We start from the raw sequence: 26,383 nt of genomic DNA on the forward strand, positions 1-26,383 counted from the left end.
AAAAAGGAGCGGCTCTGACGTCAGCTCTCGCTCGTTGATCTCAGGGCTCTTTCGGCAGCTGACGCTTGTGCGCCGACTTGTCGTAGGTGTCGACGATAATGCGCGCCGCATCCTCGGGCACCGGTCGGCCTTGCAGAAAGGCATCAATGTTCTCGTAGCTCACCCCATGTGCATCTTCGTCCGGCTTGCCTGGAGAAAGCTCCTCGAGATCGGCAGTCGGCACTTTCTTGACGAGTTGTTCAGGGGCACCCAACGCAGCCGCCAGCTCTCGAACCTGGTATTTGACCAATCCCGCCAGGGGTGTCAAGTCGCAGGCTCCGTCGCCAAACTTGGTGAAAAAGCCCATCACAGCTTCAGCGGCGTGATCGGTGCCGATAACCAGCCCTTGGCGCGCGTTGGCGATGGTGTACTGAGCGACCATGCGCATCCTGGCCTTTGTGTTACCGATGACAAAATCGCGTTTTTCCGGCGTCAGTTCGTCAAGCGCCTCAGTAGCACGCGTCAATCCTTGCACGGCAGCGCCGATGTTCACTGTATGGCATTCGTCCGGCTGGATGGTGTCGACCGCAAGCTGCGCCTCATCTTCATCGAGTTGCACTTGATAAGGAAGCCTGACGGCAATGAATCGGTAATCGTCTCCCTCCCCCGCGGCTCGCATCTGTTCGACTGCGCGCTGCGCGAGCAATCCCGCCGTTGTCGAGTCGACGCCGCCGCTGATTCCAAGCACGAGCGTCTTGAGACCTGATTCACGCAGACATTTCTTGATGAAGTCGACTCGTCGATCAATCTCGGCCTGAATGGCGGCCGGACCGTCGAAAGGGGCGCAAACGTTCAGCGCAGCAGCGATCTCTTGCTGACGAGGATGCATGGGATTCTCCTATCAAAAGGGTGAGGTTGTGGCTCAGGTTCTAATCCGACCATATCTCGGCGAATAAATCTCTGTTGATGACCACCTGTCTTGGATAGCGCAGCAGGGTCAGGACTCGCTTGATACAAGTCAAGTCTACGTTGAGGTCCGAATTCTAGAATCCGGTCACTGCCATCAACCGAGACCGTATGATGCCTGACGCCATTCGCTGGGATGCCGACCTGATTCATCGTTACGATCAGGACGGGCCGCGCGCAATCACCTACCCGACCCCTCTTCAGTTTGGTGGCAATCTGGGCTCGTTTGACCTGTTGCATGCACTGCGCAGCAGCCGTCAAGCTACAAGACCGCTATCGCTGTACATTCACCTGCCGTTCTGCGCGAATGTTTGCTACCACTGTCACCGCAACAAAGTGATCACGGCAGACCGCGGGCGCACATTGTCATACCTGGATCGACTGGCAGATGAAATCGAACTGATCGGCCGCCATCTTGGCCCGCATCAAATTGTCGAACAGTTACATCTCGGCGGCGCTACGCCCACATTTTGCAGCCATGCCCAACTGCGCAGCCTGATGACTCATCTGCGACGGCACTTTTGTCTGCAAGAAGACGATCATGCCGACTTCAGCATCGATATCGACCCGCGAGAAGCAGACTGGCCTACGATGGGGCTACTACGGGAGCTTGGCTTTAACCGCATCAACATTGGCTTACCGGATCTGGATCCGGATGTGCAGCAGGCAATCAACCGCGTGCAGACGCTGGAAGAGACGCAGACCGTCATCGAGGCCGCGCGGACGCTGCAGTTCCGCACGATCCATATCGATATAGCCTATGGATTGCCGCTACAAACTCCTGAACGTTTCACTCGCACGATCAACGCCGTGGTGGCGTTGCTACCTGATCGAGTGTCCCTTTCAAGCTATGTGCATTCACCCGAACGCCATATGGCGCAACGAAGAATAAACCCTGCCGACCTCCCGTCCCGACTGGACAAGCTGGCGATGCTGCGACACAGCGTCGAGCAGCTGACACGGTCGGGCTATCGTTATATCGGTACGGATCTATTCGCTCTCCCTGACGATGAGCTGGTCATGGCGCAGGAAGATGGGACCCTTCATCGCAACTTTCATGGCTATACAACCCATGGCCATTGCGACCTGATCGGTCTTGGCGTATCGGCAATCAGCCAGTTCGGCGATCTGTACTGTCAGAACAACAGCGATATCACGCTCTACCAACAGTCGCTGGGGCACGGCCAGCTCGCTACGATCCGCGGGCTACGATGCAGCAAAGATGACCAGATTCGACGCCAAGCGATCCAGGCTTTGTGCTGCGCATTCGAGCTACGTTTCGAGGAAATCGAGAGTCGCTTCGATATCAGCTTCAAGCGTTACTTCAATGATTGCTGGCCGGCTTTGGAGCAGATGGCGTCCGATGGGCTTATACAATTAAAAGCCGATGCGATCACCATACTGCCGGTCGGCCGTCTGCTAACGCACGCGGTCTGCATGCAATTCGATCACGGTTTGCCACCTCGCCCCGCCTCACAGTTTTCTCGCGCTGTCTGAGCAATCGCACGACGAGGTTTCAGACTGCGACCCTTGTACCGATTGGCCAGAGGCGCTTGCGTGGGTTAATCTTGCGCACCGTAAGGTTTTTCAGGATTCCGCAATGTCCGAGTCGATCAAGGTTCGCAAACAGCCGCAGGCCAACTGCAAGGATTGCAGCCTTTCTGGTCTCTGCCTGCCCCTTTCGTTGAACATGCAGGACATGGAATCGCTGGACGAGATCGTCAAGCGCGGGCGCCCGCTCAGGAAAGGCGAAACGCTGTTCCGCCAAGGTGACCCTTTCAGTTCGGTATTCGCCATCCGCTCTGGGGCACTGCGTACGTTCAGCGTCACCGATGCAGGCGAAGAACAGATCACGGGGTTTCACCTACCCAGCGAACTGGTCGGGTTGTCAGGCATGGATACCGAAACCTATCCTGTATCGGCACAGGCGCTCGAGACCACGTCAGTATGTGAAATTCCCTTCGAGCGCCTCGATGAGTTGAGCGTATTGCTGCCACAATTGCGGCGCCAGCTGATGCGTATCATGAGCCGAGAAATTCGAGATGATCAGCAGATGATGTTGCTGCTGTCGAAGAAAACGGCCGACGAGCGTATCGCAACCTTCCTCATCAACCTTTCTGCCCGATTCAGTGCGCGGGGTTTTTCCGCCAATCAGTTCCGTCTGCCCATGTCGCGCAATGAGATTGGCAACTACCTTGGCCTGGCGGTAGAGACTGTTTCCCGGGTGTTCACTCGCTGCCAGGCGAGTGGCTTGCTTGAGGCTGAAGGCAAGGAAGTACGGATTCTCGATTCCATTCGTCTATGCGCCCTGGCGGGCGGCAACATGGAGGCCTAACGGAGCTCTCATGATTTTCGACGAATTCTCCATCAAGACCCTGATCCGACCGGTTCCGAACTTTCCGAAGCCTGGCGTGGTGTTTCGTGACATCACCCCGCTCTTACAGTCACCCAAAGCGCTACGCATGGTGGCCGACAGCCTGATACAGCGCTATGTTGAGAGCGGTTTCAGCCACGTCGGTGCACTGGACGCGCGGGGCTTCATCATAGGTTCGATTATCGCCTACGAACTGAACCGACCCCTGATTCTGTTCCGCAAGAAGGGCAAGCTGCCTGCTGACGTGCTGGCTGCGTCCTATAGCACCGAGTACGGTGAGGCCTACCTTGAAGTGCACGCAGACAGCCTGTGTGAGGGAGATTCAGTCCTGCTGCTGGATGATCTGATCGCAACCGGCGGCACACTGGTAGCTGCCGCCCAGCTGGTTCGTCGGATGGGGGCGCAGATTCATGAGGCCGCTGCGATTATCGATCTCCCGGAACTTGGCGGGTCGCGCAAGCTTCAGGACATGGGTATTCCGACCTTCACCCTGACCGCATTCGAGCTAAACGAGCGCTGATCGTGCTAGGAAATAGAACGACAGCCTTGCGCTGGGTCACATTGCTCTGCCTGATGGCGTTCTGTTCCTCTTCATTTTCACTTGACCGAGCAGCCACGCTGGATGAAGCGAACCTACCGCTGCTTCCACGGGAGCGACAGCTGCCGAACTTCCGACTCGTTGACGAGCGAGGCCAGACCGTCACAACCGATGCACTGCGCAACCGGTGGCACCTGTTGTTTTTCGGCTTCACTGCATGCCCGGACGTTTGCCCGACAACCTTGAGTGACATCCGTCGCTTGATGGGTCAGCTGCCCGCCACAGTGCGTGAGCAACTCCAAGTGGTCTTGATAACCGCTGACCCTGCCCGAGATACCCCCGAAGCGTTGCGTACCTATCTGGATTATTTCCGGGCAGATTTCAAAGGATGGACGGGCGAAATGGCAGAACTCCAAAAACTGTCTAAAGGGCTCGGACTTCCCTTTGTTCCGGCAACGCAAACGTCTGGAAATTACAGTGTGAGCCACAGCGGCAACTTAGCTATTGTCACCCCCGAAGGCACGTTGAGGGGACATATCCGCAGCCCCTTGAAGCTGGATGGATTGAGCCAGGTCTTGCCGCAGTTGATCAATCCCGAGTAGTGCCGACTAGTGGCAATCCAGCGTATCGGCTAGCACGTAGGCTTGAAACGCAACCTCGTCGATCCAGGTCTGCGTGACCTCTGCAAGTGTCTCCTGCCCGTTCCGGCTCGCGCTGAGCTCGTCGATTCGCTGTTGTAACGCTGCGTCGGACGCCTGGATCCGTAAAGTCACTTGGCTATCCTCGAGTACAGGCAGTAACCGGTTGAATCGGCGCCATTCGGGTAGCAAGGCAATCTGCTCCAGCAAAACCCTGTCGCCCACCACTGCCTGGCATTCGCCGAGTTTCAGCCCGATTAGCGCTTGCGCGGCGCTGGGGTAGGCCCGCGCCACACCACGGAAGCGGGACGCTACAGCTCCTGCTTGCGGGGATCCCGTTGTCACACAGAAAGGCTCTCCAGCAAGGTCGACCCAGTCCGCAGGACCTGTAACGGCCGCTGTAAGCGCCGCGGTGTCGCTGGAGTAATAGACAGCGCCGCTAGTGACCGTACCGAAGCGAAGATCTGCCGCGGCGGGTCCGTCATTAACGGCAATGTCTGTGCCCAGGGCTTTGCCGACCTGAGCAAGCCAAGCCGCCTCGAAGCCCTCTGCGATCGACTCTGCCTCGGCTGCTTTCAATGGGTGGTACGCTCCAACCGGCTCAGCTTCAAGGACAGCCGCGTTGATATACACCGGCCACATCGACAGGAGCACGGACAAGAATCGTGACCGGAGTAACAGCCCTATTTTCACTTCGCTCACTCACACATATTGATAGCGCAGCATCCGTTGCTTGAATTTCTCCAGCACCACCTGATCGATCAATGTCGCGAGAATGGCAATGACCAGAATGTTCATCATTACACCGGTCATATCAGCAATCTCACCGGAGTACGCAAGCGAGCGCCCAAGACCCTGACCGAACCCAATCAGCATCTCCGCGGAAATCAACGCCCGCCAGGCATTCCCAAATGCAAGCTGTGCGCCTGTGATCAGCTCCGGCATTACTGCCGGCAGATAGACGCGCCGCACCAGCTGCCAGCGCGAAGCGCCCATCACCCTAGCAGCGGCCACGTGAACCGGCTGTACGCTTTCGGTCGCGTTCATGACAGACAATGCCATCGGGAAGAACGCTGCAAGAGCCACCACCACAATGATCGGCAGGTTACCGAAGCCCATCACGATCAGGAAAAGCGGCACCCAAGCGATCGATGGAATCGATTGGAGAATCACGATGGCCGACCGCAAGATCTCGCGGAAGAAGAACAGCACGCCACCCAACAAACCGAAGCCGATGCCAAACAGCAGTGCGAAACTGTAACCACTCCCCAGACGACTCATGCTGCCGTAGAGCCCATCGCGAAATGCAGGCTCTTGGACAGTATCGAGAAGCCTTTCAAATACCGCGGGAATACCAGGCATCAGAAACGCTGGGAGGCTCCATGCAGCTATCTGCCAGATTAGCAATATGAACAGAACCGCCAACACCACGGCGACATACTTTTTTGGACCGGTCAGACGGCGTCCCTGACTCATCACTGCCCTACCTCTGTTTTGATACCCAACAGCCGAAGGATCTCTCGCCGCTCAGCAGCGAATTCGGAAAGATCATGGCTTTTTTCGCAATGTGTGAAATTGAAGGTCTTCAACACCTTGGCCGGACGCGCACTGAATACCACCACGTGGTCCGCCAGGTACAACGCCTCGTCGACATCGTGCGTGACCAGTAGCACGGTGGGCTGATGCTCATCGATCAGTTCACGGAGTACGTCTTGCAGTGCCATTCTCGTTAGCGCATCGAGCGCCCCGAATGGCTCGTCCAACAACAACACTTCGGGCTTGGCAATGAACGCGCGCGCCAGTGCGGTGCGCTGGCGCATACCCCCGGACACCTGATGCGGGTAGTAATGTTCGAACCCATCCAGGCTGACCCGGGCAAGCCAGACCTTGGCTTGATCAAAGGCATCGGCCTTGGCAACCCCCTGCAACTCCAGCGCCATCGCGACATTTGCCTGCAGCGAAAGCCAGGGATACAGCGCATGTTCTTGAAACACCAGCGTACGCCGTGGACTTGGGCCTGGAATCGTCTCGCCATTGGCCAACACGCGCCCTGCGGTTGGGTTTTCGAGTCCTGCAACCAGATGCAACAACGTCGATTTGCCGCAACCGGAAGGCCCTACCAACGCGACCAACTCGCCCTGGGCGAACTCACCGCTGAAGCCCTTGATAACCTCCAATTGCCCAAAACGCTTGTCTACTTCCTCAAACCTGAGCTGCATATCGCTCTGAAGACCTCATGAAACTGGCCGATCGGCGGCTGAATGACACTGCCCGGCGCGATGGCCGGGCAGTTGGAGGGTCGTCTACGTCAACGTTAGAGTTCGCGAGCCTGCTGCCACGACAAATCGAGAATAGCGCTCGTATCGAATGGCTTGCCGTCGCGAGTCTTGAGCGAGCCGAGTTCCTGAAGAATGTTAGCCAGCTCCTGAATACGCTTCAGGTCATCGCTATCGAGCTTGGCGGCGAAGGTCTGCGTAGCGATGGCTTCTTCGATGACAACCTCACGGGGCAGCTCACCACGATTCAGTGTCTTGAGCGTCGGTTCGGCGATAAAGTAATCAGCAATGAGCTTTGCCGCTTTTGCCGGCTGGTTTTCCAGCATCTCGATGGCGTCACGCTGGGCGTCGAGCGACTTCCATACTGCCTCTTTACGCTTCTCGAGAGTTTCACCTGCGGTGATTACCACCATGCAAGGGAACGGCCAGACCTCGCCGATCTCATAGATCTGCTTAACCGGAGCCACGAGCTGGGCGATGCGGTCATAGGGCTCGAACAGAAACGCCGCATCAGCGCGACCTGACACCAGCGACTGAACTGCGACCGCAGGGCTGGTCCCCATGATGTTTATATCGCTGGGTGTCAGATTTGCTGTCTTCAAGGTCACGCCACGCAGTACCGCATCGGCAGTGCTGCCCTCTTTCTGCGAAGCCAGTATTTTGCCTTTCAGATCGGCAATCTTCTCAATGCCGGTTCCCTCGCGAGCAACGATTGAGTGATAGCCCTGCTGAGCTCCACCAACAACTTTGAGATCAGCACCTTTCGATGCCCAAGCAACCGCATTTGTAAACCCGAGCACCCCTGTGTCCAACTGACCGCCAATGATGGCTTTGATTAGATCGGTACCGGAACTGAACTCGACCAATTCGACATCCAGGCCATGCTTCTTATAGAACTCACCCTCGTAAGCCACCATCGCCTGAGCATCGTCCATCACGCGGATGTAGCCGACTTTGAATTTTTCCTGAGCCTGCGCGAATGCACTCAGCAGCAGCAGAGCGGGAACCAGCAAGTGTTTCGCTTTCATTGTTAACCTCAAGTAAGTAGGCAGAGCCTTATAACCAAATCGAAGCACCTAATTCGATCTAGTTATTAATGATTTATGGCTTAGAACTTTACACGAAATGGCCCGCTCCAGACACTGCTGAGCAGTCATAATCTGCGAACAGGCGGTTATATAAGCCGGACGAAAGGGGCGGGCTTCGGGGATGTTCAGGCGCGCTCAGACGGTTACAGCGTGATAGTTTTTCGACCTGCGAATGCGTGAGCTAACGTGCCGCCATCCACCAGATCAAGCTCACCACCCAACGGCACACCATGTGCGATGCGACTGAGGGTGAGACCTTTGGGTATCAGCAATTGGGCGATGTAATGCGCGGTGGCCTCGCCTTCCACGGTGGGGTTAGTAGCCAGTATCGCTTCGCTGAAATTGGACTCCGCCACTCGCCCCAAGAGTTCAGGGATGCCGATTGCTTCAGGCCCTAGTCCATCGAGCGGAGACAGGTGCCCCTTGAGCACAAAGTAGCGCCCACGAAAACCGGTCTGCTCTACCGCAAAAACATCCACAGGACTCTGTACTATGCAAAGCAGAGTATCGTCCCGCCGTGGGTCGGCGCACTGCGGACAAAGTTCATCCTCGCTCAATGTGCGGCATTGCCGGCAATAGCCCACCTCCTCCATCGCCCGTGTCAGTGCTTGAGCCAGTCGCAGTCCGCCGCTGCGGTCGCGCTCAAGCATTTGCAGAGCCATACGTTGCGCCGTTTTCTGTCCCACGCCTGGAAGGATGCGTAGCGCGTCGATGAGTTGGCGAATGAGCGGACTGAAGGACATAGATTCACCGAAGCGAGGAGCAAGGATGCAGATTTTTCACGGAGGCGACATGACCGGTGAAAGTCGCTGATCTCAACGACCTTCACCGGAAACGCTGACAGGCTGCCAGAACGGCATTTGAAGAATCAGAAGGGCATTTTGAAACCTGGTGGCAACTGCATGCCGTCGGTCATACCGGCCATTTTCTCTTTGCTGTTCTGTTCGATCTTGCGAACTGCGTCGTTTACCGCAGCGGCAATCAGATCCTCAAGAATCTCTTTGTCTTCCTGCATCAGGCTATCGTCAAGACTGACGCGCTTGACGTCGTGTCGACCGTTCATCACAACGCTCACCAAGCCAGCACCGGACTGACCGGTAACTTCCGCATTGGCCAGCTCTTCCTGCATCTTCTGCATTTTTTCCTGCATCTGCTGCGCCTGCTTCATCAGGCCGGCCATGCCACCTTTCATCATGGGGATCACCTCGGATCAGGGTTCAGAGTGTTCTACGGGTTCGATGGTACCGTCGCGAATGACGGCAGCGAACTGTTGCATCAATTGTTGCACTACGGGGTCTGCCTGGATCGATTGTTCTGCGGCCCGCTGACGTTCGCCACGGCGTCGGGCAGCAGCCTGAGCCGGAGTCTCTTGCCGAGGGGTCTGCAACTCGATATCCAGCTGCAAGGTGCGCCCGTGGTATTGATTCAGTGCATCGTTCAGACGTCTATGTTGAGTGGCGTTGAATAGCGCACTCTGCGCCGGGTCCAGATGCATGAGCCAGCGGTCACCTTCAACGGCGATCAAGGTGCAGTTAGCTGCGATACTTCCGGTCAGCCCACCTAGCCCAAGCTTTGGATAAATGTCGAGCCACTCGGCTGCCAGACCGGTCGCAGGCTCGATAGCAGGTGTCGGCTCGGCCATCTGCTGTTCAGGTTCGAAATCATCCAGTCCACCCAGGTAGGCTTCCGCCTGTGTTTCGACTTCGAAATAATCTTCGTCAGTGATCGGCGGCTCGTCATCGTCCGGCTCGTTCACTTCAACTACAGCAGCATGATGCGCGGGCTGGCCAAGAGGCTCTGTCCATTGATCAAGCGCCTCGCTTTCCACCGCCACAGGTGGCGTATCTGGGGGCTCATTCCATGGCACATCCACTAACATCGGCTCAACTTCCGCGTTCGCGGTTTCGACCGATGGGGGGACAGGCTTCGTGCCTGTTGGAGATGCCGGCTCCAGTCGGGAAACGGTATCTGCTGGAGCGGGTGCTGTCGTGCGTTCGGCAACTGCATCCGCCCCGTCGGGTGCTATAGCCTTATCGGCAACGGTATCCGCCGGATCGGTGGCTATAGCCGGTTCGCCAACGCTGCCCGCCAGAACGGGCGCGGGGCTCGACGATTGCTCAACTGAATCAGCCGGTGCTGCCGGTTGGGCCACCGCCCCCCGAGGCTGATCAAGAACCGGCGCAGCCATAGTTGCCGAACCGGCCACATCCGCTGGTCTGGAATCAGTCGTGGCCTGACTGATTCCGACTGTCTTTAGCGGTGTTCGCGGAGCGCCTTCACTGTCGGCGGGCCGAAACGCGAGCATGCGCAGCAGAACCATCTCAAAGCCGCTTCGCGGATCGGGGGCCAGCGGCAGATCTCGCCGCCCAATCAGGCCCATCTGGTAATAGAACTGTACGTCCTCGGCGGGTAATGCCTGGGCCAGCGCCAACACCCTGTCGCGGTCGCCTTGCCCGTTATCCACCGCATCCGGCAGAGCCTGGGCAACAGCGACGCGGTGCAGGACATTGAGCATTTCGGCAAGCACGCCGCCCCAATCGGGGCCCTGTTCTGCCAGATGGCGCACCGCTTCGAGTACTCCTCGGGCGTCACCCTCCAACAGTGCCTGCAGCACGCCATAGACCTGGCCATGATCCAGCGTGCCAAGCATGCTGCGCACGTCAGCAGCGAGCACCTTGCCTTCGCCAAAGGAAATAGCCTGGTCAGTCAGGCTCATGGCGTCGCGCATTGACCCGTCTGCGGCACGGCCGAGCAACCAGAGTGCATCCTCCTCGAAGGGCACCTGCTCGACGCCAAGCACGTGCGTCAGGTGTTCCACGACACGTTCGGGCGGCATGTTCTTCAGCGAGAACTGCAGGCAGCGCGACAGAATGGTCACCGGCAGCTTTTGCGGGTCCGTGGTAGCGAGCAGAAACTTGACGTGTGGCGGCGGCTCCTCAAGCGTCTTGAGCAGCGCGTTGAATGAGTGCGACGAGAGCATGTGCACTTCGTCGATCAGGTAGACCTTGTAGCGACCGCGGCTGGGGGCGTACTGGACGTTATCCAGCAATTCCCGAGTATCTTCGACCTTGGTGCGGCTCGCGGCGTCCACTTCAATAAGGTCGACGAACCGACCCTCGTCGATTTCGCGACAGACCGAGCATACGCCGCAGGGGGTAGAACTGATGCCGGTTTCGCAATTGAGGCACTTGGCAATGATCCGCGCGATGGTGGTCTTGCCTACCCCACGAGTACCGGTGAACAGATAAGCATGGTGCAACCGCTGGTTGTCCAGCGCGTTGATCAGAGCCTTGAGCACATGCGTCTGGCCGACCATTTCGCGGAACGAGCGCGGACGCCATTTGCGGGCGAGTACCTGATAACTCATAACACCATCGCGGAACAAAGCAGAGAGCGGCTAATCCTAGCGGAGCAGGCCGCAAATTGCATCCGGCCTGTCGTCCGACACGGCAGCACGTGAGGCAAACGCGGCCCCGCTCGTCTAACGTTTCTGGATCGCGCCAAGGGCTCGCACAACCTTCTCGAGCCGGGGTTGGCCGCCGGCAATCTCGACCTGCAACCCATCTATCTCCCGACGCGGCGGGTACTGCTTGCGCAACTGATCGAACGCCGCTCGACGCTCCTCCTCGCTCAGGCTCAGACTGCGGCGAAAGGCAGCGTCATCGCGGCGCGGGTCATAAACGGACCGGCAAATTGTCGTCAGTAGTTCGTCCGGTTGAGCAGAAGCGTCAAACGACAAGCCTCGTAGGGGCGCTGACGGTATCAGATCTACCAGCTCGATTTTCGGCTCCAGACCCTTGGTAGCGCAGAACGCTTCGTAGATCTGGGCCGTTCCGCGCAGCTTCCCATCCAGGCTGTAACCTGCAATGTGCGGCGTGGCGATCCAGCACAGCTCGGCCAGCTCGACATCCACCTGCGGCTCCCCCTCCCAGACGTCGAGCACTGCCTGAATATCCGGCCGCATCGCCAGCTGTTCGCGCAGGGCCGCGTTGTCGACCACGGCACCACGGGACGCGTTGATCAGCCAGGTGCCTGGGCGCAGCTGTTCCAGGCGAGTCCGATCCAATAGATGAAAGGTCGAGTGCTCACCGTCAAGCGTTAAGGGTGTGTGTAAACTGATCACGTCGCACTCGGCGAGAACTTCATCCAGCCCGACGAACTCTCCCAGCTCGCGAGCCTGGCGCAGGGGGTCGCAAACACGGACGTTCCAGCCCAGACCACGCAGAACCTCCACCAGTCTGCCTCCGACCTCACCGGCACCGACCACACCATAACGGCGTTTTCCCAGATCTGCGCCCTCGCCTTCGGCCAATGCCAGGAGGCTACCAAGCACGTAGTCGACGACACCCCGTGCATTACACCCCGGCGCGCTGGCCCAGCTAATTCCACTTTCCTCGAAAAAGTCGATGTCCAGGTGATCGGTTCCAATGGTGCAAGTGCCCACGAAGCGAACCGCACTGCCTTCCAGCAGCTCTCGATCAACTCGGGTTACTGAACGAACCAGCAGTACGTCAGCCCCGGCAACGGCCGCCTTGTTGATGCTCCGCCCGGGCATACGGCGAATCTCGCCATACTCGGCAAAGAAAGGTTCGACCAGAGGAATGTTTTCGTCAGCCAGGATGTGCATTGCGGAACTCCGTCTTTGATTCTCCATTCTAGACTGGGTCGCGCCGCTCTGCTGCCTTCACGCCGGCCTCCGTCGCGTCGTAGACTAGGCGGCTTCTGTATACAATCCGGACGCCAGCAATGCCCACCGAGTTGAGACTCCAGAGGGTTCGCGTGGAACTGCGAACCCTACTCGCTCTCGCCCTGCCAATGATGATCGCTCAATTGGCAAACACCGCCATGGGCTTTGTCGATACCCTGATGGCCGGCCGCGTCAGCCCGCACGACCTTGCTGCGGTCGCACTGGGCAACTCGATCTGGGTGCCGGTATTTTTGCTGGTGACCGGAATCATCCTGGCGACGACCCCCAACGTCGCTCGCCACTTCGGTCAAGATCAGCACGCACAGATCGGTCCGGTAGTACGCCAGGCCCTGTGGATGGGTCTGGGTGTGGGCACGCTGTTCGCAGTGCTGATGTGGAACGCCGAACCGGTGCTGCACCTCATGGCGGTCGAACCGATACTGATCGACCCCACCATGGCCTACCTGCGTGCTGTCGCTTGCGGGTTTCCTGCGGTGGCGCTGTACCAGGTACTACGCTGTTACAGCGATGGTCTCGGCCACACCCGACCTAGCATGGTGGTGGGCATCCTTGCGCTGATGTTGAACATCCCCCTCAATTACATCTTTATCTATGGCAAATTGGGGCTACCTGCCCTGGGCGGGGTCGGTTGCGGCTGGGCAACCGCGGTGGTCATGTGCTTCATGCTCATGGCGATGCTGTTCTGGGTGCGCCGCGCAGACTATTACCAGTCAAGCGGCTTGTTCGCCCGTTTCGATTGGCCGGAATGGTCAGTGTTGAGCCACCTGCTTTCCGTTGGCGTGCCCATCGGAGTCGCAGTCTTTGCCGAAGCAAGCATCTTCTCCGTCATCGCGTTGCTGATCGGCGGGCTAGGTGCGACCGTCGTGGCCGGGCACCAGATCGCGCTGAATTTCACATCTTTGATCTTCATGATTCCGCTTTCGCTGGGCATGGCCATTACCGTACGTATCGGCCAGGCGCTGGGGCGCGGTGCCCCAAGAGATGCGCGCTTCGTTGCCGGGCTGGGAATAGCTTCGAGTCTGGTTTATGCCTGCTTCTCGGCGGGTACCATGCTGGTGTTCAGCGAGCCGATCGCACGCATCTACACAACCGACCCGGCGGTTATTACGGTCGCCTCCGGCCTGTTCTTCTACGCCGCGCTTTTCCAGTTTTCAGATGTGGTGCAGGTGACAGCCGCGGGCGCCCTCCGAGGCTATCAGGACACGCACATGACCATGATATTCACGCTCTTCGCCTACTGGGGCATCGGCCTCCCGGTGGGCTATCTGCTCGGGCTTACGGACAGGATCGGCGCCCCCAATGGCCCGGCCGGGCTGTGGCAAGGCCTGATAGCCGGCCTGAGCTGCGCCGCGATCCTGCTGACTATCCGCCTGGTGCGAAGCGCGCGTCGGGAGATCCGCCGTGGGCCGACCCACGCTGTGACCTAAAGCATAGGTGACATGAGCGTTTCAGACTTCCAACGCCAGCAGGACAGCACTCAGCAGCAGGAAGCCGCTGAATAGCAGACGCAACATCCGCTCTGGTAGCGCATGCGCCAGCTTGACACCCAGACTGATGCTCAACAGCCCCCCAATAGCGAGAGGTAAGCCCAACATCCAGTTGACCTGACCGTGGGTAGCGTAGGTAACCAGCGTGACAGCGGTACTTGGTGCGGCCAGTGACAGCGAAAGGCCCTGCGCCACCACTTGTGACGTTCCAAATACTGCTGTGAGCACCGGCGTTGCGAGTACCGCACCGCCTACGCCAAACAAGCCACCCAGCGCCCCCGCACCGGCGCCCAGCACGCCCAACCAGGGCCAGGGGTGGCGCAGTTCGTTTCCGCCGGATGGGGGCCGAAAGAACACGCGGGACAACGTGTAGACAGCCAGGGCGACCAGAAAGCCGACAAAGGCGATCCGCATGCGCTCAGCATCCAGGGATACGGCCACCGCAGCGCCGACAATGGCGAAACCGAAACTGGCGATGCCCAACGTCGCCGCGTGTCGAATATCAATGCGGTTGCGCTGGTGATAACGCCAAATGGCGAGCAGGACGTTGGGTACTACCATGACCAGGGCAGTGCCCTGCGCCACCTGTTGGTCGAGATTGAATAACACACCGAGCACCGGAATCGCGATCAATCCACCACCTATGCCGAACAGCCCACCAAGCGTTCCTAACGCTAGCCCCAGCACCACGTTCAGCACGAATCCAACCAGATCCATGACGCCTCCCACGAAAACCGCAATGCTACTTAGCATTGCCTGGCAAGCATATGCACAAGCGCGCACAATCGCTTTGCAACTTATGCAAAACAGAGCGAGCCCATGGACACCAACGCGCTTACCGATCAGTTCAAGCTGTTCATCGACGTTATCGACACCGGTAGCTTTTCTGCAGCGGGTCGATTGCGTGCACTAGCACCCTCTTCGGTTGCACGCCGGATAGATGCCTTGGAACGCTCAGTGGGTTGCAAGCTGGTCAGTCGCAGCAATCACTCGATCAAGCCCACCGCTGCCGGTCATGCATTTGCCGAACGAGCAAGGCGCATCGTTCAAGAGCTGCAGCTGGCCCGCGCCGAGATGAGCTCACTGCAAACCGCACCCGAAGGGCGTATCCGTATCGATGCACCGGCTCCTTTCGGACGCAGACATCTGGCGCCGGCGCTTGCGGAGTTCTTGCAAGCGTATTCGGGGGTCGATATTCAGCTACGCCTGATAGACAGCTTTGTCGATCTGCAAGGTGAACACCTAAGCGAGGTTGATCTTGTGTTACGCATCGGCCCGCTCGCGGATACACGCCTTGTTGCGACGCCGCTGGCGCCATTGACGCGTATTGTCTGCGCAAGCCCGAGCTACCTGCAGCGGCGAGGCTTGCCACGAACCGTTGCTGAATTGCCGGAGCATGATGGGCTGGATTGGGATGCGTTGGCGCCGCCGCACGCATGGCGATTCGAGCACGAAGGGAAACGACAGTTGTTACGGCCCAAACGGGTAAGAATGGTCGCTAATAATGCGGAAGCGCTGCTTGCTGGCACGCTGGCGGGCCTCGGCGTCGCTCACCTCCCAACCTGGCTGATTAGCGACCATCTGCTACGGGGCGATCTGCTACCGCTGTTCTGTGAACGAGGCTTGCCAGAACCCGAACCTAGCGGAATCTATGCCTTACGTCTGACCCGAGAAGCCGATTCGCGCAGCCGATTGTTGCTGGAGTTTTTGAAGGGACGCTTTGGCCCGGTCCCGCCATGGGACCAGGCACTGCAGAGCGGACTCGGCCTTGCTTGAAGAGTGAACGTCAGACAGCGCAGCCGGATAGCTCCTGAGTTACGCCCCAACCGTCAAGCACACCACCCAGCGGTTCGACCAGGTTCTCCAGGTCCTGTTCGAAGTCACCAATACCATCGAAAGTTGCATACATCACCTTGCTGACCTGTAGGTCCCAGGCGCCGTCGTCACGCGGTGCAATTTGTGTATTGACGCATTCGCCCCGGAAATTGCTGGCCGCGGCGCAAGCACGTTCACGATCAGGAAACACGGCATAGAACTCTATCGGATGGACGCGGGCAAAATCGAAGCCACCCTCTTTCATCCTCAGAAGAACATTGCTGCTTACATCCTCATGGAAGGTGGTACTCATAAAACAACCTCCTCTCACTCATGGATGACGATTTGGTAATGGAAAGCCCTTGCGTTACCTCATTACGGATAAGGCTGAGCAGCCAGTCACTGGGTACCAGGTTGTTTGTGAAAACCGAAGCGGCAAAAGACAAGTAGCCCAGTGCATTTTCAATAGGCTCCTGCAGCGCCAAGGAGTTCGATGCGATGCGACTACGAATCGCTGGCTGCCACACCTATGACCGGATGGCCAACAAGGCGAAGCTGGGCGCGAGACGTAGTTGCCGTTTGAACATACGACGTCTGAATCGTAGCTGCAACGCCCGCGTTCAGCTTTCACCGGTCAGGAAGACCCGGCCTCGAAGTGCACGAGCTGGGTATAAACGCGGATCAGCATTGTTCCGCGTCAGTCGTTATTCGGCCTGCTGATCGCATGCAGAACATATTGGGGCAACGCGAACGAACCAACAGGAACATGCGGATTGTAATACGAGTGACGATTCCGCTGCCGGCGAAACGCTGATTCAGAATCTCAAGTGAAAGCTTGCGACTGCTCGAATCACATGCGGCCCAAGCGAACGTCATGGCGCCGCCGATATGGGTTGGGGCTGCGGCCTGGTAGAAATGCCAGTCTGGGAATAATCCAGTCAATCGCCTTGCGGTGGCCTGCACTTCGTCCAGTTGCATGAACGGAGCGCCATTCTGCGCAACCAGAACGCCGCCCTCGCCGAGGCATCGCCGGCACGCTTGAAAGAACGTTTCCGAAAACAGAGCGTGACCAGGCCCGATTGGATGGGGCGTATCGGAAATGATTACATCGAACGTCTCGTCGGTCGTCTCGACGAAACGCATAACATCGTCATTCACCAACGACAGCCGCGGATCCTCGAAAGCGCCCTTCGAATGTTCTGGCAGAAATTCCTTGCAGAGCTCGACAAGTGAACCATCACCTACGACCAAGATGACACGTTCCACATCCCGGTGTTTGGTAACCTCACGTAGCACGCCGCCGTTGCTGCCACCGATGATCAACACACGCCGCGCCAGCCCATGAGCCAGAATCGGTACATGTGCCAGCATCTCGTGATAGATGAACTCGTCTGCCTCGGCGGTCTGTATGACCCCGTCGAGCGACAACACGCGACCCATACGAGCATTTTCGAAAATAACTAGATGCTGATGCTCCGTCTTAGCCTCATGCAGCAGCTTGTCGATTTTGAAGCGCTGGCCATATCCCTCGTACAGAGTTTCCTGATAATCGCTCATGGGATGACTCCTATGGGTTCGCAATCGGAAGCGCATGCGGCCCGCGCAGCACTCTTGACGAAGCGCCGCATTCTACTTTGGTCGTATGACAGATCAAACGTAGCCGCTTTCAAAGCCGGTATCGTGAAGACAGCGCCATCATCGCTGGCTATTGTCCTCACATGCTTACCTTCTACCTTCGATTCATGGCGCCGTGGGGCTGGCATCAATTCCACGAGTACTTCGCGCCACGCCTTCTGCCTGGTGTCGAAACACTGGCACCCGATCACTATTGCCGAACCGTCAGCATCGATGGCTCGGTAGGTTGGATAAGCGTGAGGCCGCTACCGGGGCAATCCGTAGTCGAACTGAACATCAGTGAATCGCTGATCGATCACGCTTTTACGCTCACGCATCGCGTCCGCAAGATGTTTGATCTTGATGCAGACCCTACAGCCATAAGCCGGCATCTCGCTGCGGACCCGCTACTCCTGCCTCTGGTCACCGCCGAACCAGGGCTGCGCCTGCCCTGCGCCTTCGATCCTTTCGAGCAGGCCGTGCGCGCAGTCATTGGCCAGCAGGTCACGGTGAAGGCAGCCGTAACCATTACGCGACGCTTGGTTGAGCGACATGGACCGACATGGCTCTGCGCTCAGGGAACGGGGCCTGCGACCTTGTTCAAGCTGTTCCCAAGCCCGCAGATCATTGCCTCTGCAACGCTGGACAGCATCGGTATGCCGGCTAGACGGGTTGCAACACTACAACGACTGGCTTCCGCTGTGGCCAATGGCGCACTTGATCTACGGATCGATAATGGACCAGGTGCCTTGATACGTCGGCTGTGTGAGCTACCTGGAATCGGGCCCTGGACGGCCGAATACATTGCGCTACGAGGGTTCGGCGAACCGGACGCTTTTCCGGCTACCGATCTTGGGCTGCTTAAAGCCCCATTGTGGGGCGCCAATGGCATCACGCCCAAGGAACTGCTGATACGATCGGAGCAGTGGCGACCCTGGCGGGCTTACGCGGCCGTGCACATCTGGCGGAACTACACCAATGTCGCTGCAGGCTAAGGCGGCGAGATCGTCGCCAGCACCTTAGGTGGATGGCTGAGAGGCAGCGCCAGTATCAGTGCCTCACCCGATCGAGGGAATACGCCAGTTAACGCTGTAATGTTGACCTGATGAGAGACCAATACAACGGGTGACGCCCCGGTCAGGGAGTCGAGAAAATTGCGCAAAGCCTGGGTCTGCTGTCCTTTCTTATCCGACTCAGCAAAAAACGAGTCCAGAACGGGCAAGGGTTCCACCGGAGCAATTCCGATCAGCTCTCCTGTCTGCAACGCCCGACACCAACGACTGCTGAATAATCTCGGCTCGGCAATACCGTTTTGTCGCAGCAGCTCACCCCACCGCCGTGCCTGCTGGCGCCCTGCCTCATTCAGATTGCGTTGCGTCGAACAATCTTCTAACTCGAAGCCAGGCGGATCGCCGATGCCTGGCGCTGTGGCATGTCGCATGAGTAGCGCGGCGCGGCCCTCGCGTAGCGCTGCCCATGCTGCTTCGTCACCTGCCCAGCCGATGCTGAGCCAAAACAGCAGCGCAACGGTGACGGCGACGCGCACGCTACAGCCGGACCTTAGCGACATGCGTTGCTGCCAGGCACCACATGATCAGTCCCACGACGGGCAGCAATACGATGACCAGGCTCCAGATGATCTTACGACCTACCTCGATTCGGCTTCGCCAGACCTGCACGATAGCCAGCACATCGGCCGCCAGTACCACCAGGGCTAGCACCGTACTCCATGTTTCCATGGATCAGGGCCTCAGGTTACGGTCGTCCGGGCGGTTGCCGCGTGGTCCCATGATGCCCCAGATGATCAGTCCCAATACCGGCAGGATGACGATCAACAGGACCCAAAGGGCCTTTTTGCCGGTGGTGCTGTCGCTGCGTAACACGCTTACGATGGCCCAGATATCCAATGCGAGGATGAGCAGACCAAAGATACCGCCGAATGCATCGGTCATGACAAGGCTCCAGATTACAGTGAATTCGTAATTAGGATGCCTGGGCTGTATGAGGGTTCAGTACGCTGGTCCGCCTGCTGCGCCGAGCGCAGGCATGACGAGGGGGAGAACGCCCCGAAGCCCCTGCCAGCCACGCCATCAACCAGCGTTCGGAGGCTACCTATCGCTGCGCTCAATCATCCAGACGCGGAAAGCGGCCAGCAATATCGTCGCCGGTGAACGCTGCCTGGCATCCATCGAGCGTGTTGAACAGGCGAATGGCGACGATACGAGGGTCTTCGCCCATATCGAACCAGTGGCGGGTTCCGGCTGGAACCGAGATCAGATCATTCCTCTCGCACAGCACCGCATAGACCTTGTCGTCGAGATGCAGCATGAACAACCCTCTCCCTACAACGAAGAATCGCAGCTCATCCCCGCCCTGTCTCTGCTCTTCGAGGTACCTGGCGCGCAGTTCCGCCTGCTGTGGGTGATTGCGGTTCACGCTCATTACATCAACCGCGACGTAACCGCGCTCCTTCATCAGCTGCTCTATCTGAGGACGATAGGCTGCGATGACCTCTTCGGAACTTGCTCCCGCGCTCAGGGTTGCTCTCGCTTCCCAGCGCTCGATGTGAATACCGGCTTCGGCCAGAGTGCTGGCGATATCCTCCAGGTGAGTGAGCACCTTCAGCGGTTGCTCGGGTGCACTGTCCAGATAAACACTAAGGATGCTCATGCTGATTTCTCTCCAGCCTGGGAATGGCTGCACCCTGGCTTGTCAAAAGTGTATGTGTGCAAATCATTCAGACGCCAATGATCCCATCCGTCTAGGAAGGCCTCGCTTAACTGCTGAGCCGCCCTCGGTCATGCTGTAATAACGAAATCAGTCACGCCCGCGTCCGGGTTGGAATGACAATGATAATGGCAGCGGTCAAGGCGGCCAGACTGGCGATGGCAAAGGTCCACACAGGCCCAAGGCTGGCCCAGGTGTAGCCAGAGTAAAGTGCACCCAGCGCCCCTCCCACGCCGGCCAGCGTCGCATATAGCGCCTGCCCCTGCCCTTGCTGCCTGTGGCCGAAACTACGTTGTACGAAATGGATAGCCGCTGCGTGAAAGCTCCCAAATGTCGCGGCATGCATCAGCTGGGCGACCAGCAGCACACTCAAATGATCAGCCAGCGTGCCCAGCAGTAGCCAGCGCAGCGCTGCCAGCAGGAAACTAGCGGCAAGAACCTGGCGCAGCGAAAAGCGTTTCAGTAGCGCAGCCATTATCAGAAAAATCAGGATTTCAGCTACGACGCCCAGCGCCCATAGCAGGCCGATCGTACCGCGACCATACCCAAGCGCTTCGAGATGAATCGTAAAGAAGGTGTAGTAGGGGCCATGGCTGACCTGCATCAGACCGACGCAGACGAAAAACACCAATACGCCCGGTCGGCATAGCTGACGTAAAAAGCCGCCTTGCCCTTCCGGCTCGGTACGTACTTCAGGCACCGCATCGGGAACCCAGACACTGCTGATCACGATCCCGGCCATCACCACCATGACCGCCACAGGGTAAATATCGAGGCTCAAACGCTCGAACAGCGCACCAAGGCCGACGACCGCCGCGATGAACCCGATGCTGCCCCACAGGCGGATTTGACTGTAGCGAGACGGCTGCCTGTGGAGGTGCGCCAGTGTGATGACTTCAAACTGCGGCAAAACGGCGTGCCAAAAGAACGCATGCAGCGCCATCACCAGAGCCAACCAGGCGTAGCTTTTACTGATGAAGATCAAACTGAACGAAACCAGCGTGCAGACCGCACCGATACGCACGATCGTGAGGCGCTGGCCAGTCGTATCACCCAGCCAACCCCAAAGATTCGGGGCCACACAGCGCATCAACATGGGGATGGCGACCAACTCGCCAATACGCTCGGCGCTAAAGCCAAGGTGATTGAAGTAGAGGCCTAGGAACGGCGCCGCCGAGCCAAGCAGCGCAAAGTAGAAGAAGTAGAAACCGGATAAACGCCAGTATGGAATCAGAGCGGCCATAAGCGAGGAGCCATGAGTCAGTGGCCGGTGGAATCAGTACCGGAGCAAATAGTCTGCCCGGTCACCCGCTCCAGGCTCCAATATCACGCTCAGAGCTGTCCTAGCACTGGCGTAGCGACGAGCACATCGGCATTTTGGCCGCGGTGGCGCAGTAGCTGATCCAGCAAAACGATCGCCATCATCGCCTCAGCAATGGGTGTAGCGCGGATACCTACGCATGGATCATGGCGGCCTTTGGTAATAACCTCCACTGGGTTCCCGTCAATGTCGATGGAGCGACCCGGTGTGGTGATGCTCGATGTCGGTTTAAGCGCCAGATGCGCGATAATCGGCTGGCCTGACGAAACGCCCCCCAGAACACCACCTGCATTGTTCGAGAGAAACCCGCCCGGGGTCATCTCATCACGATGCTCTGTCCCACGCTGGGCGACGCTGGCAAAGCCGGCACCGATCTCAACGCCCTTCACCGCGTTAATGCTCATGAGGGCATGTGCCAGCTCAGCATCGAGACGGTCGAAGATCGGTTCGCCTAGTCCCGGCGGGACACCTTCGGCAACGACAGTGATCTTCGCGCCGACCGAATCCTGATCACGACGCAACTGGTCCATATAAGCCTCAAGCTCGGGGACCTTGTCCGGGTCCGGACTGAAGAATGCGTTCTGCTCGACGCTGTCCCAGGTCCTGAACGGGATTTCGATTGGCCCCAACTGGCTCATGTAGCCGCGCACCTGAATTCCGAGGGTCGCCAGGTACTTTTTGGCAATGGCTCCGGCCGCAACGCGCATGGCCGTTTCACGCGCTGAACTGCGTCCACCGCCGCGGTAGTCACGCAGGCCGTACTTGTGGTGATAACTGTAGTCGGCGTGAGCAGGACGGAACTGATCCTTGATCGCCGAATAGTCCTTGGATTTCTGGTCGGTGTTGCGGATAAGCAAACCGATGGGGCAGCCGGTCGTGCGCCCTTCGAATACACCAGAAAGAATCTCGACCTCATCAGCTTCCTGGCGCTGAGTAGTGTGTCGGCTGGTACCAGGCTTGCGCCGATCAAGGTCGCGCTGCAGATCCGCGACACTCAGTTCCAGGCCTGGCGGACAGCCATCGACGATCGCGACCAGTGCCGGCCCATGGCTTTCGCCAGCCGTGGTAACGGTGAACAGCTTGCCGTAAGTATTGCCGGACATGCAGGGCGCTCCGCGATCGACCTAAAGAGGGGGCCGAAGTATACCCGAGCCGCTGCAGGTTTCACTGTTTCAGGAGCCGGCGCATACTCATGGGCAGCGAAACACTGTCCTCGCCCCGCTTTCACCCGCTTCGCGATGGTTGATCCTAGCTCATGCGTTTTCTCATATTGCTCACACTTATCAATATGCTCCCCGCTCTCGCCCAAGCCCAAGCCCAAGCCCAGAGGCTACAAAATCTGGAGATGAGCCTTGAGGTACCGGATGGCCGTCTCCAGGGCAGCTTGGTGCTGCCGAAAACCGATGCGCCCGTGCCGGTCGCCCTGCTCATTGCCGGTTCGGGCCCGACCGACAGAGATGGCAACAACCCTATGGCCCGCAACGACAGTCTCAAGCGGCTGGCACACGCCCTAGCCAGGAGCGGCGTCGCCAGTCTTCGCTACGACAAGCGTGGAGTTGGCCAGAGCAGCGCCCTGGCGCCCAATGAGAGCGAACTAGCCGTAGAAGATTATGTTGATGATACAGTGGCCTGGGCGAAGCAGTTGCAGGCTGACCCGCGATTTTCATCGGTCGTACTGATTGGTCACAGCGAGGGTGCGTTGATAGCCAGCCTGGCCGAGCCCACGGTGAAGCCGGCTGCCCTGATCACGCTCGCAGGCAGTGGTCGCTCGATCGACACGCTACTGCGCGAGCAGCTTCAGGGCCGCTTGCCCCCGTCACTACTGGCAACCGCAAACTACCTGATCGACGAGCTCAAGGCAGGAAGAGTTCACCAGCAGGTGCCCGACGTTCTACAGATTCTGTTTCGCCCCAGCGTGCAGCCGTACCTGATATCTCTGTTTCGGCAGGACCCGTCTGGAGCATTCGCTGGGACCACAGCGCCAGCGTTGATCATTCAAGGCACTCACGACATCCAGGTTGAGCCGCTGGACGCTGTTTTACTTAACCGGGCCAGACCAGATGCTGAGCTGGCGCTTATAGAAGGGATGGGCCATGTGTTGCGCATCACCAGCAAGGAGCACGCCCAACAGATGGTCACCTACAATCAGCCCGAGTTGCCCATAGCTCGTGCCCTGCCGGATCGGATCATTCAGTTCCTCCGCACCCATAGCGTATTGCCAGCATCCAGTTAGCGTGATTTCGGCCGATACGCTAGTTGCCTGCCGCAACGCCACTACCGCGAAGGCCATGGACGCCGAGATGACCGATTCTCTAGACACTACCGAAAGCGAAGCCCAAACACCTCCCCCTGCCCAGCCACATCCATGGGCCGAGGTTGCCCCGGATCGTTTCCGGCTGCTTCGCCTGTCTCCCCTGCCCACTGATCGTGAAACTGGAGCTCGCCCGCTAAGGTTCGTGGAGTTGGCTCAAGTCGAGCGGCATACGCCACAGCAGAGCCTGTTGAAGCTCTACGTAAGGCAACCGGGCCAGTTGACCTCGAAGCAGCATAATGTGCTTGAGATCTGGGCAGACCATCGCGCCAAGGAGCTGCGCTTCGGACCCGATACAGGTCTTCGATTGGAGCCGGTAAACCGCGGCCTCGGACGCTTTCTGATCGCGCAGGGCGTACGCTGGGCCCAAAAACGCTGGGCGCACTATCTGGTTGAGGGTGGCGCCCTGCCGGGCAAGGATATAAACGCAGAGGACGCGCGCTTGCGGCGGGATCAGTGCCTGCTGAGCCAGGGCTTCGATGTCGTTTATCCTGAGTCCCAGCAGGTCAAGGCAACCTACAGTGCGCCTCGTGTCAGTGCGTTGCGGCCCGACTGGAATAGCGAGAAGGTTCAAGTCATCGATCTGCAGGACGCCGCGGCAATGCTCGAACTAGCTGACCGCAATCTGCTCGAGCAGGAAAACCGGATTCGCGACATTCAGGAACGCTTGAGCAAGCTTCGCCGGGAGGACGGCACCCTCCGGTTCACCATCGCCTGCCTGGTCGTCTTTGCTCTATTCCAGGCTGGGCTGCTGATCTGGATCGCAACCCGCTGACATCGACCTCTGCCAACCTGCTATCGCACAAGCCGCTCGCGGAATAGCGCCTGATACTCCCGACACTGACGGGCAGCAAGCAGAAATACGCCGTGGCCGCCTTCAGTGAACTCCAGCCAAGTGAAGTCCACCTCCGGATACAGCGCCTCTACATGGACCTGACTATTGCCGACCTCGACGACGAGGCTACCGGTCTCCGTCAGGTGGTCCGCCGCCTCGGCCAGCATTCTTCTTACGAGATCGAGCCCATCTTCACCGCAGGCCAATCCTAGCGCAGGCTCATGATGAAACTCAGCGGGCATGTCGGCGAAATCCTCGGCGTCCACATAGGGAGGATTGGAGACAATGAGGTCGAAGCGCTGCTTGGGCAACCCTTCGAAACCATCTCCCTGCACCGTGTAGACCCGATCTTCAAGGCCGTGCTGCTCAATGTTGCGGTTGGCGACCTCCAGCGCTTCGAAGGATAGATCGGCCAGCACCACTTCCGCGTCGAGAAACTCATAGGCACAGGCAATACCTATGCAACCCGAACCCGTACAAAGATCGAGGATTCGCGCCGGCTCCTTTGCTAACCACGGCTCGAAGCGACGCTCGATCAACTGCCCGATCGGGGAGCGGGGAATCAATACCTGGTCGTTGACAATGAAGGGAAGACCGCAGAACCAGGCCTGGCCAAGCAGGTAGGCGGTGGGAATGCGTTGCTCGATTCGCCGCCGCAACAAGCCCTGCAAATGCTCACGCTCATCCTTTTCCAGTCGGCAATCCAGGTAGCTATCTGCGATCTCCCAAGGTAGATGCAAAGCACCAAGTACCAGTTGGCGGGCCTCATCCCATGCGTTGTCGGTACCATGGCCGAAGAACAAATGTTCGGCATGAAAGCGGCTGACAGCCCAGCGGATATGATCACGCAAGGTACGCAATTGGGAAGGCGAAGCAGTCACGGGGCATCTCCTCTAAAAAGGGCGGCAGTTTAGCTGATGACCACGCATGTATCGTGGGCGATGCAGCTTTGCGCGGCGAAATAACATTCGGCCAGCAATCTATATGACGAATTCATGATCTATTGGCTGTTCACATCTCGCGCCACTGGCGCCACAATCATGCCCCTCTCAGAACAAGGAGTCAGTCATGTCCAAGCCACAGACCATGCTTCAGCTCAGTGGCCGCAGTTATGCACCGGCGACTCTGGCCAACGCGACGCTTATCGTTATCGACGTTCAGGAAGAGTACCGGACAGGGACCCTCGCATTACCGAATCTTGGCTCGGCACTTGAACAGATCAGCACGCTGTTGGCCGCTGCCCGCGCGGCTGGCGCGCCCATCGTGCATGTGCACCACCTGGGCATTCCGGGCGGACTGTTCGATCCTCAGGGATTGCGCGGTCAGATAATGCCGGAAGCGGCACCGCTTCCAGGCGAAACCGTGATAGGCAAGACACTGCCCAACGCGTTTGCCGGCACGAAGCTGCACGAACTGCTGCAACAGCATGGTCGTCTCGATCTCATCGTCTGCGGATTCATGACCCATTCAAGCGTGAGTACAACGATCCGTGCTGCCAAGGATTACGGATATCGCTGCACTATCGTTGACAAGGCCTGCGCCACCCGCGATCTACCGATGGCCGAAGGGGCCATCGCCGCCGCCGAGGTGCATCGTATGGAGATGACGATTCTCGCCGATAACTTCGCAGTCTGCGTGTCAGACGCCAAGGCATTGGCATAAGCCGGCCAAACCTCAGCGCGCCGCACGTATCGAATTCCCTGACC

Annotated in this window: 28 protein-coding genes and 1 pseudogene; 10 read left to right on the forward strand and 19 right to left on the reverse strand. The window is 58.4% G+C overall.

What is annotated here, in order from left to right; all coding sequences use genetic code 11:
- Positions 1–40: 40 nt before the first annotated feature.
- Positions 41–868 carry an ammonia-dependent NAD(+) synthetase gene (gene nadE, locus JQR87_RS11195; protein ID WP_407297169.1) on the reverse strand — a complete coding sequence of 276 codons (828 nt, stop codon included), beginning with the start codon at positions 866–868 and terminating at the stop codon, positions 41–43.
- Positions 869–1,059: 191 nt separating this feature from the next.
- Here nadE and hemN point away from each other — a divergent pair, with 191 nt between their 5' ends.
- From hemN to JQR87_RS11215, 4 genes are all read left to right on the forward strand, one after another.
- Positions 1,060–2,442, forward strand: coding sequence for an oxygen-independent coproporphyrinogen III oxidase (gene hemN / locus JQR87_RS11200; RefSeq protein WP_407297167.1), 1,383 nt, complete (start codon positions 1,060–1,062; stop codon positions 2,440–2,442).
- A gap of 103 nt (positions 2,443–2,545) precedes the next feature.
- The gene (gene fnr / locus JQR87_RS11205; protein WP_407297165.1) at positions 2,546–3,280 is read left to right on the forward strand and encodes a fumarate/nitrate reduction transcriptional regulator Fnr; all 735 of its coding nucleotides are present in this window, start codon (positions 2,546–2,548) and stop codon (positions 3,278–3,280) included.
- 10 nt (positions 3,281–3,290) lie between these two features.
- A complete protein-coding gene (locus JQR87_RS11210) occupies positions 3,291–3,839 on the forward strand; it encodes an adenine phosphoribosyltransferase (RefSeq protein WP_407297163.1) in 549 nt (182 codons plus the stop codon).
- A gap of 53 nt (positions 3,840–3,892) precedes the next feature.
- Entirely contained in the window at positions 3,893–4,459 is a 567-nt protein-coding gene (locus JQR87_RS11215) for an SCO family protein (RefSeq protein ID WP_407297161.1), read from the forward strand.
- A 6-nt stretch (positions 4,460–4,465) separates the two neighbouring features.
- Here JQR87_RS11215 and JQR87_RS11220 read toward each other — a convergent pair whose 3' ends face one another.
- The 8 genes from JQR87_RS11220 to pdxB form a co-directional block, all read right to left on the reverse strand.
- A complete protein-coding gene (locus JQR87_RS11220; protein WP_407297159.1) occupies positions 4,466–5,149 on the reverse strand; it encodes an amino acid ABC transporter substrate-binding protein in 684 nt (227 codons plus the stop codon).
- 48 nt (positions 5,150–5,197) lie between these two features.
- Complete coding sequence (locus tag JQR87_RS11225) at positions 5,198–5,971, reverse strand: ABC transporter permease (RefSeq protein ID WP_407297157.1); 774 nt, start codon at positions 5,969–5,971, stop codon at positions 5,198–5,200.
- On the reverse strand, positions 5,971–6,714 hold the full coding sequence (locus JQR87_RS11230; protein ID WP_407297155.1) for an ABC transporter ATP-binding protein: 744 nt from the start codon (positions 6,712–6,714) through the stop codon (positions 5,971–5,973). Before JQR87_RS11230 ends, JQR87_RS11225 begins: the two co-directional genes overlap by 1 nt.
- 95 nt (positions 6,715–6,809) lie before the next feature.
- Positions 6,810–7,799 (reverse strand): ABC transporter substrate-binding protein, encoded by a 990-nt coding sequence (locus JQR87_RS11235; protein WP_407297154.1) that lies wholly within the window; start codon positions 7,797–7,799, stop codon positions 6,810–6,812.
- 203 nt (positions 7,800–8,002) lie between these two features.
- Positions 8,003–8,602 carry a recombination mediator RecR gene (gene recR / locus JQR87_RS11240; RefSeq protein ID WP_407297152.1) on the reverse strand — a complete coding sequence of 200 codons (600 nt, stop codon included), beginning with the start codon at positions 8,600–8,602 and terminating at the stop codon, positions 8,003–8,005.
- Positions 8,603–8,727: 125 nt separating this feature from the next.
- Positions 8,728–9,054, reverse strand: a complete 327-nt coding sequence (locus tag JQR87_RS11245) for a YbaB/EbfC family nucleoid-associated protein (RefSeq protein ID WP_025241324.1) — start codon at positions 9,052–9,054, stop codon at positions 8,728–8,730.
- A gap of 15 nt (positions 9,055–9,069) precedes the next feature.
- Positions 9,070–11,226, reverse strand: coding sequence for a DNA polymerase III subunit gamma/tau (dnaX, locus tag JQR87_RS11250; protein WP_407297150.1), 2,157 nt, complete (start codon positions 11,224–11,226; stop codon positions 9,070–9,072).
- A 114-nt stretch (positions 11,227–11,340) separates the two neighbouring features.
- Positions 11,341–12,486: a 4-phosphoerythronate dehydrogenase PdxB gene (gene pdxB, locus JQR87_RS11255; protein WP_407297149.1), complete on the reverse strand. Its 1,146-nt coding sequence runs from the start codon at positions 12,484–12,486 to the stop codon at positions 11,341–11,343.
- 119 nt (positions 12,487–12,605) lie between these two features.
- On the opposite strand from pdxB, the gene JQR87_RS11260 reads away from it, so the two are divergent.
- Positions 12,606–13,994, forward strand: coding sequence for an MATE family efflux transporter (locus tag JQR87_RS11260; RefSeq protein ID WP_407297148.1), 1,389 nt, complete (start codon positions 12,606–12,608; stop codon positions 13,992–13,994).
- Between the two features lie 21 nt (positions 13,995–14,015).
- Here JQR87_RS11260 and JQR87_RS11265 read toward each other — a convergent pair whose 3' ends face one another.
- Positions 14,016–14,771, reverse strand: coding sequence for a sulfite exporter TauE/SafE family protein (locus JQR87_RS11265; protein ID WP_407297146.1), 756 nt, complete (start codon positions 14,769–14,771; stop codon positions 14,016–14,018).
- A gap of 102 nt (positions 14,772–14,873) precedes the next feature.
- Between JQR87_RS11265 and JQR87_RS11270 the strand changes: the two genes are divergently transcribed.
- Positions 14,874–15,830, forward strand: a complete 957-nt coding sequence (locus JQR87_RS11270; RefSeq protein WP_407297144.1) for a LysR family transcriptional regulator — start codon at positions 14,874–14,876, stop codon at positions 15,828–15,830.
- Positions 15,831–15,840: 10 nt separating this feature from the next.
- Here JQR87_RS11270 and JQR87_RS11275 read toward each other — a convergent pair whose 3' ends face one another.
- Both JQR87_RS11275 and speE read right to left on the reverse strand, forming a co-directional pair.
- Complete coding sequence (locus JQR87_RS11275) at positions 15,841–16,182, reverse strand: ribonuclease E inhibitor RraB (RefSeq protein ID WP_407297143.1); 342 nt, start codon at positions 16,180–16,182, stop codon at positions 15,841–15,843.
- Between the two features lie 384 nt (positions 16,183–16,566).
- A pseudogene (gene speE, locus JQR87_RS11280) lies at positions 16,567–17,426 on the reverse strand (polyamine aminopropyltransferase).
- Positions 17,427–17,587: 161 nt separating this feature from the next.
- Between speE and JQR87_RS11285 the strand changes: the two are divergent.
- Complete coding sequence (locus JQR87_RS11285; protein ID WP_407297141.1) at positions 17,588–18,478, forward strand: DNA-3-methyladenine glycosylase family protein; 891 nt, start codon at positions 17,588–17,590, stop codon at positions 18,476–18,478.
- Here the strand turns inward: JQR87_RS11285 and JQR87_RS11290 are convergent.
- The 6 genes from JQR87_RS11290 to aroC form a co-directional block, all read right to left on the reverse strand.
- Positions 18,475–19,053 (reverse strand): histidine phosphatase family protein, encoded by a 579-nt coding sequence (locus tag JQR87_RS11290; RefSeq protein ID WP_407297140.1) that lies wholly within the window; start codon positions 19,051–19,053, stop codon positions 18,475–18,477. The two genes, JQR87_RS11285 and JQR87_RS11290, sit on opposite strands and share 4 nt — an antisense overlap.
- Entirely contained in the window at positions 19,031–19,222 is a 192-nt protein-coding gene (locus JQR87_RS11295; protein ID WP_407297138.1) for a PLDc N-terminal domain-containing protein, read from the reverse strand. The genes JQR87_RS11290 and JQR87_RS11295 overlap by 23 nt, the downstream gene beginning before the upstream one ends.
- A gap of 3 nt (positions 19,223–19,225) precedes the next feature.
- The gene (locus JQR87_RS11300) at positions 19,226–19,435 is read right to left on the reverse strand and encodes a PLD nuclease N-terminal domain-containing protein (RefSeq protein ID WP_021207933.1); all 210 of its coding nucleotides are present in this window, start codon (positions 19,433–19,435) and stop codon (positions 19,226–19,228) included.
- Between the two features lie 172 nt (positions 19,436–19,607).
- Positions 19,608–20,153, reverse strand: a complete 546-nt coding sequence (locus JQR87_RS11305) for a 1,2-dihydroxy-3-keto-5-methylthiopentene dioxygenase (RefSeq protein ID WP_407297135.1) — start codon at positions 20,151–20,153, stop codon at positions 19,608–19,610.
- A gap of 151 nt (positions 20,154–20,304) precedes the next feature.
- Positions 20,305–21,453: an MFS transporter gene (locus tag JQR87_RS11310; protein WP_407297133.1), complete on the reverse strand. Its 1,149-nt coding sequence runs from the start codon at positions 21,451–21,453 to the stop codon at positions 20,305–20,307.
- Between the two features lie 89 nt (positions 21,454–21,542).
- Positions 21,543–22,634 carry a chorismate synthase gene (gene aroC / locus JQR87_RS11315; protein ID WP_407297131.1) on the reverse strand — a complete coding sequence of 364 codons (1,092 nt, stop codon included), beginning with the start codon at positions 22,632–22,634 and terminating at the stop codon, positions 21,543–21,545.
- A 152-nt stretch (positions 22,635–22,786) separates the two neighbouring features.
- On the opposite strand from aroC, the gene JQR87_RS11320 reads away from it, so the two are divergent.
- Positions 22,787–23,764, forward strand: coding sequence for an alpha/beta hydrolase (locus JQR87_RS11320; RefSeq protein WP_407297129.1), 978 nt, complete (start codon positions 22,787–22,789; stop codon positions 23,762–23,764).
- A 67-nt stretch (positions 23,765–23,831) separates the two neighbouring features.
- Entirely contained in the window at positions 23,832–24,617 is a 786-nt protein-coding gene (locus tag JQR87_RS11325) for a hypothetical protein (protein WP_407297127.1), read from the forward strand.
- A 20-nt stretch (positions 24,618–24,637) separates the two neighbouring features.
- On the opposite strand, the gene prmB is transcribed toward JQR87_RS11325, so the two are convergent.
- Complete coding sequence (gene prmB / locus JQR87_RS11330; RefSeq protein WP_407297126.1) at positions 24,638–25,558, reverse strand: 50S ribosomal protein L3 N(5)-glutamine methyltransferase; 921 nt, start codon at positions 25,556–25,558, stop codon at positions 24,638–24,640.
- A gap of 187 nt (positions 25,559–25,745) precedes the next feature.
- On the opposite strand from prmB, the gene JQR87_RS11335 reads away from it, so the two are divergent.
- On the forward strand, positions 25,746–26,339 hold the full coding sequence (locus JQR87_RS11335) for a cysteine hydrolase family protein (protein ID WP_407297124.1): 594 nt from the start codon (positions 25,746–25,748) through the stop codon (positions 26,337–26,339).
- Positions 26,340–26,383: the final 44 nt, after the last annotated feature.

The sequence above is a fragment of the Stutzerimonas stutzeri genome (genome assembly GCF_051028275.1).
In the GTDB taxonomy this organism is placed as follows: Bacteria; Pseudomonadota; Gammaproteobacteria; order Pseudomonadales; family Pseudomonadaceae; genus Stutzerimonas; species Stutzerimonas stutzeri_AS.

Coding starts and splice junctions, on each gene's coding strand:
- JQR87_RS11285 (WP_407297141.1), top strand. CDS start 17,588: ATGCTTACCTTCTACCTTCGATTCATGGCGCCGTGGGGCTGGCATCAA.
- JQR87_RS11270 (WP_407297144.1), top strand. CDS start 14,874: ATGGACACCAACGCGCTTACCGATCAGTTCAAGCTGTTCATCGACGTT.
- JQR87_RS11295 (WP_407297138.1), bottom strand. CDS start 19,222: ATGGAAACATGGAGTACGGTGCTAGCCCTGGTGGTACTGGCGGCCGAT.
- JQR87_RS11215 (WP_407297161.1), top strand. CDS start 3,893: ATGGCGTTCTGTTCCTCTTCATTTTCACTTGACCGAGCAGCCACGCTG.
- aroC (WP_407297131.1), bottom strand. CDS start 22,634: ATGTCCGGCAATACTTACGGCAAGCTGTTCACCGTTACCACGGCTGGC.
- pdxB (WP_407297149.1), bottom strand. CDS start 12,486: ATGCACATCCTGGCTGACGAAAACATTCCTCTGGTCGAACCTTTCTTT.
- JQR87_RS11335 (WP_407297124.1), top strand. CDS start 25,746: ATGTCCAAGCCACAGACCATGCTTCAGCTCAGTGGCCGCAGTTATGCA.
- JQR87_RS11290 (WP_407297140.1), bottom strand. CDS start 19,053: ATGTCGCTAAGGTCCGGCTGTAGCGTGCGCGTCGCCGTCACCGTTGCG.
- JQR87_RS11275 (WP_407297143.1), bottom strand. CDS start 16,182: ATGAGTACCACCTTCCATGAGGATGTAAGCAGCAATGTTCTTCTGAGG.
- JQR87_RS11325 (WP_407297127.1), top strand. CDS start 23,832: ATGACCGATTCTCTAGACACTACCGAAAGCGAAGCCCAAACACCTCCC.
- JQR87_RS11320 (WP_407297129.1), top strand. CDS start 22,787: ATGCGTTTTCTCATATTGCTCACACTTATCAATATGCTCCCCGCTCTC.
- JQR87_RS11265 (WP_407297146.1), bottom strand. CDS start 14,771: ATGGATCTGGTTGGATTCGTGCTGAACGTGGTGCTGGGGCTAGCGTTA.
- JQR87_RS11305 (WP_407297135.1), bottom strand. CDS start 20,153: ATGAGCATCCTTAGTGTTTATCTGGACAGTGCACCCGAGCAACCGCTG.
- JQR87_RS11235 (WP_407297154.1), bottom strand. CDS start 7,799: ATGAAAGCGAAACACTTGCTGGTTCCCGCTCTGCTGCTGCTGAGTGCA.
- hemN (WP_407297167.1), top strand. CDS start 1,060: ATGCCTGACGCCATTCGCTGGGATGCCGACCTGATTCATCGTTACGAT.
- dnaX (WP_407297150.1), bottom strand. CDS start 11,226: ATGAGTTATCAGGTACTCGCCCGCAAATGGCGTCCGCGCTCGTTCCGC.
- JQR87_RS11245 (WP_025241324.1), bottom strand. CDS start 9,054: ATGATGAAAGGTGGCATGGCCGGCCTGATGAAGCAGGCGCAGCAGATG.
- recR (WP_407297152.1), bottom strand. CDS start 8,602: ATGTCCTTCAGTCCGCTCATTCGCCAACTCATCGACGCGCTACGCATC.
- JQR87_RS11230 (WP_407297155.1), bottom strand. CDS start 6,714: ATGCAGCTCAGGTTTGAGGAAGTAGACAAGCGTTTTGGGCAATTGGAG.
- JQR87_RS11300 (WP_021207933.1), bottom strand. CDS start 19,435: ATGACCGATGCATTCGGCGGTATCTTTGGTCTGCTCATCCTCGCATTG.
- fnr (WP_407297165.1), top strand. CDS start 2,546: ATGTCCGAGTCGATCAAGGTTCGCAAACAGCCGCAGGCCAACTGCAAG.
- JQR87_RS11225 (WP_407297157.1), bottom strand. CDS start 5,971: ATGAGTCAGGGACGCCGTCTGACCGGTCCAAAAAAGTATGTCGCCGTG.
- JQR87_RS11260 (WP_407297148.1), top strand. CDS start 12,606: ATGCCCACCGAGTTGAGACTCCAGAGGGTTCGCGTGGAACTGCGAACC.
- nadE (WP_407297169.1), bottom strand. CDS start 868: ATGCATCCTCGTCAGCAAGAGATCGCTGCTGCGCTGAACGTTTGCGCC.
- JQR87_RS11310 (WP_407297133.1), bottom strand. CDS start 21,453: ATGGCCGCTCTGATTCCATACTGGCGTTTATCCGGTTTCTACTTCTTC.
- JQR87_RS11210 (WP_407297163.1), top strand. CDS start 3,291: ATGATTTTCGACGAATTCTCCATCAAGACCCTGATCCGACCGGTTCCG.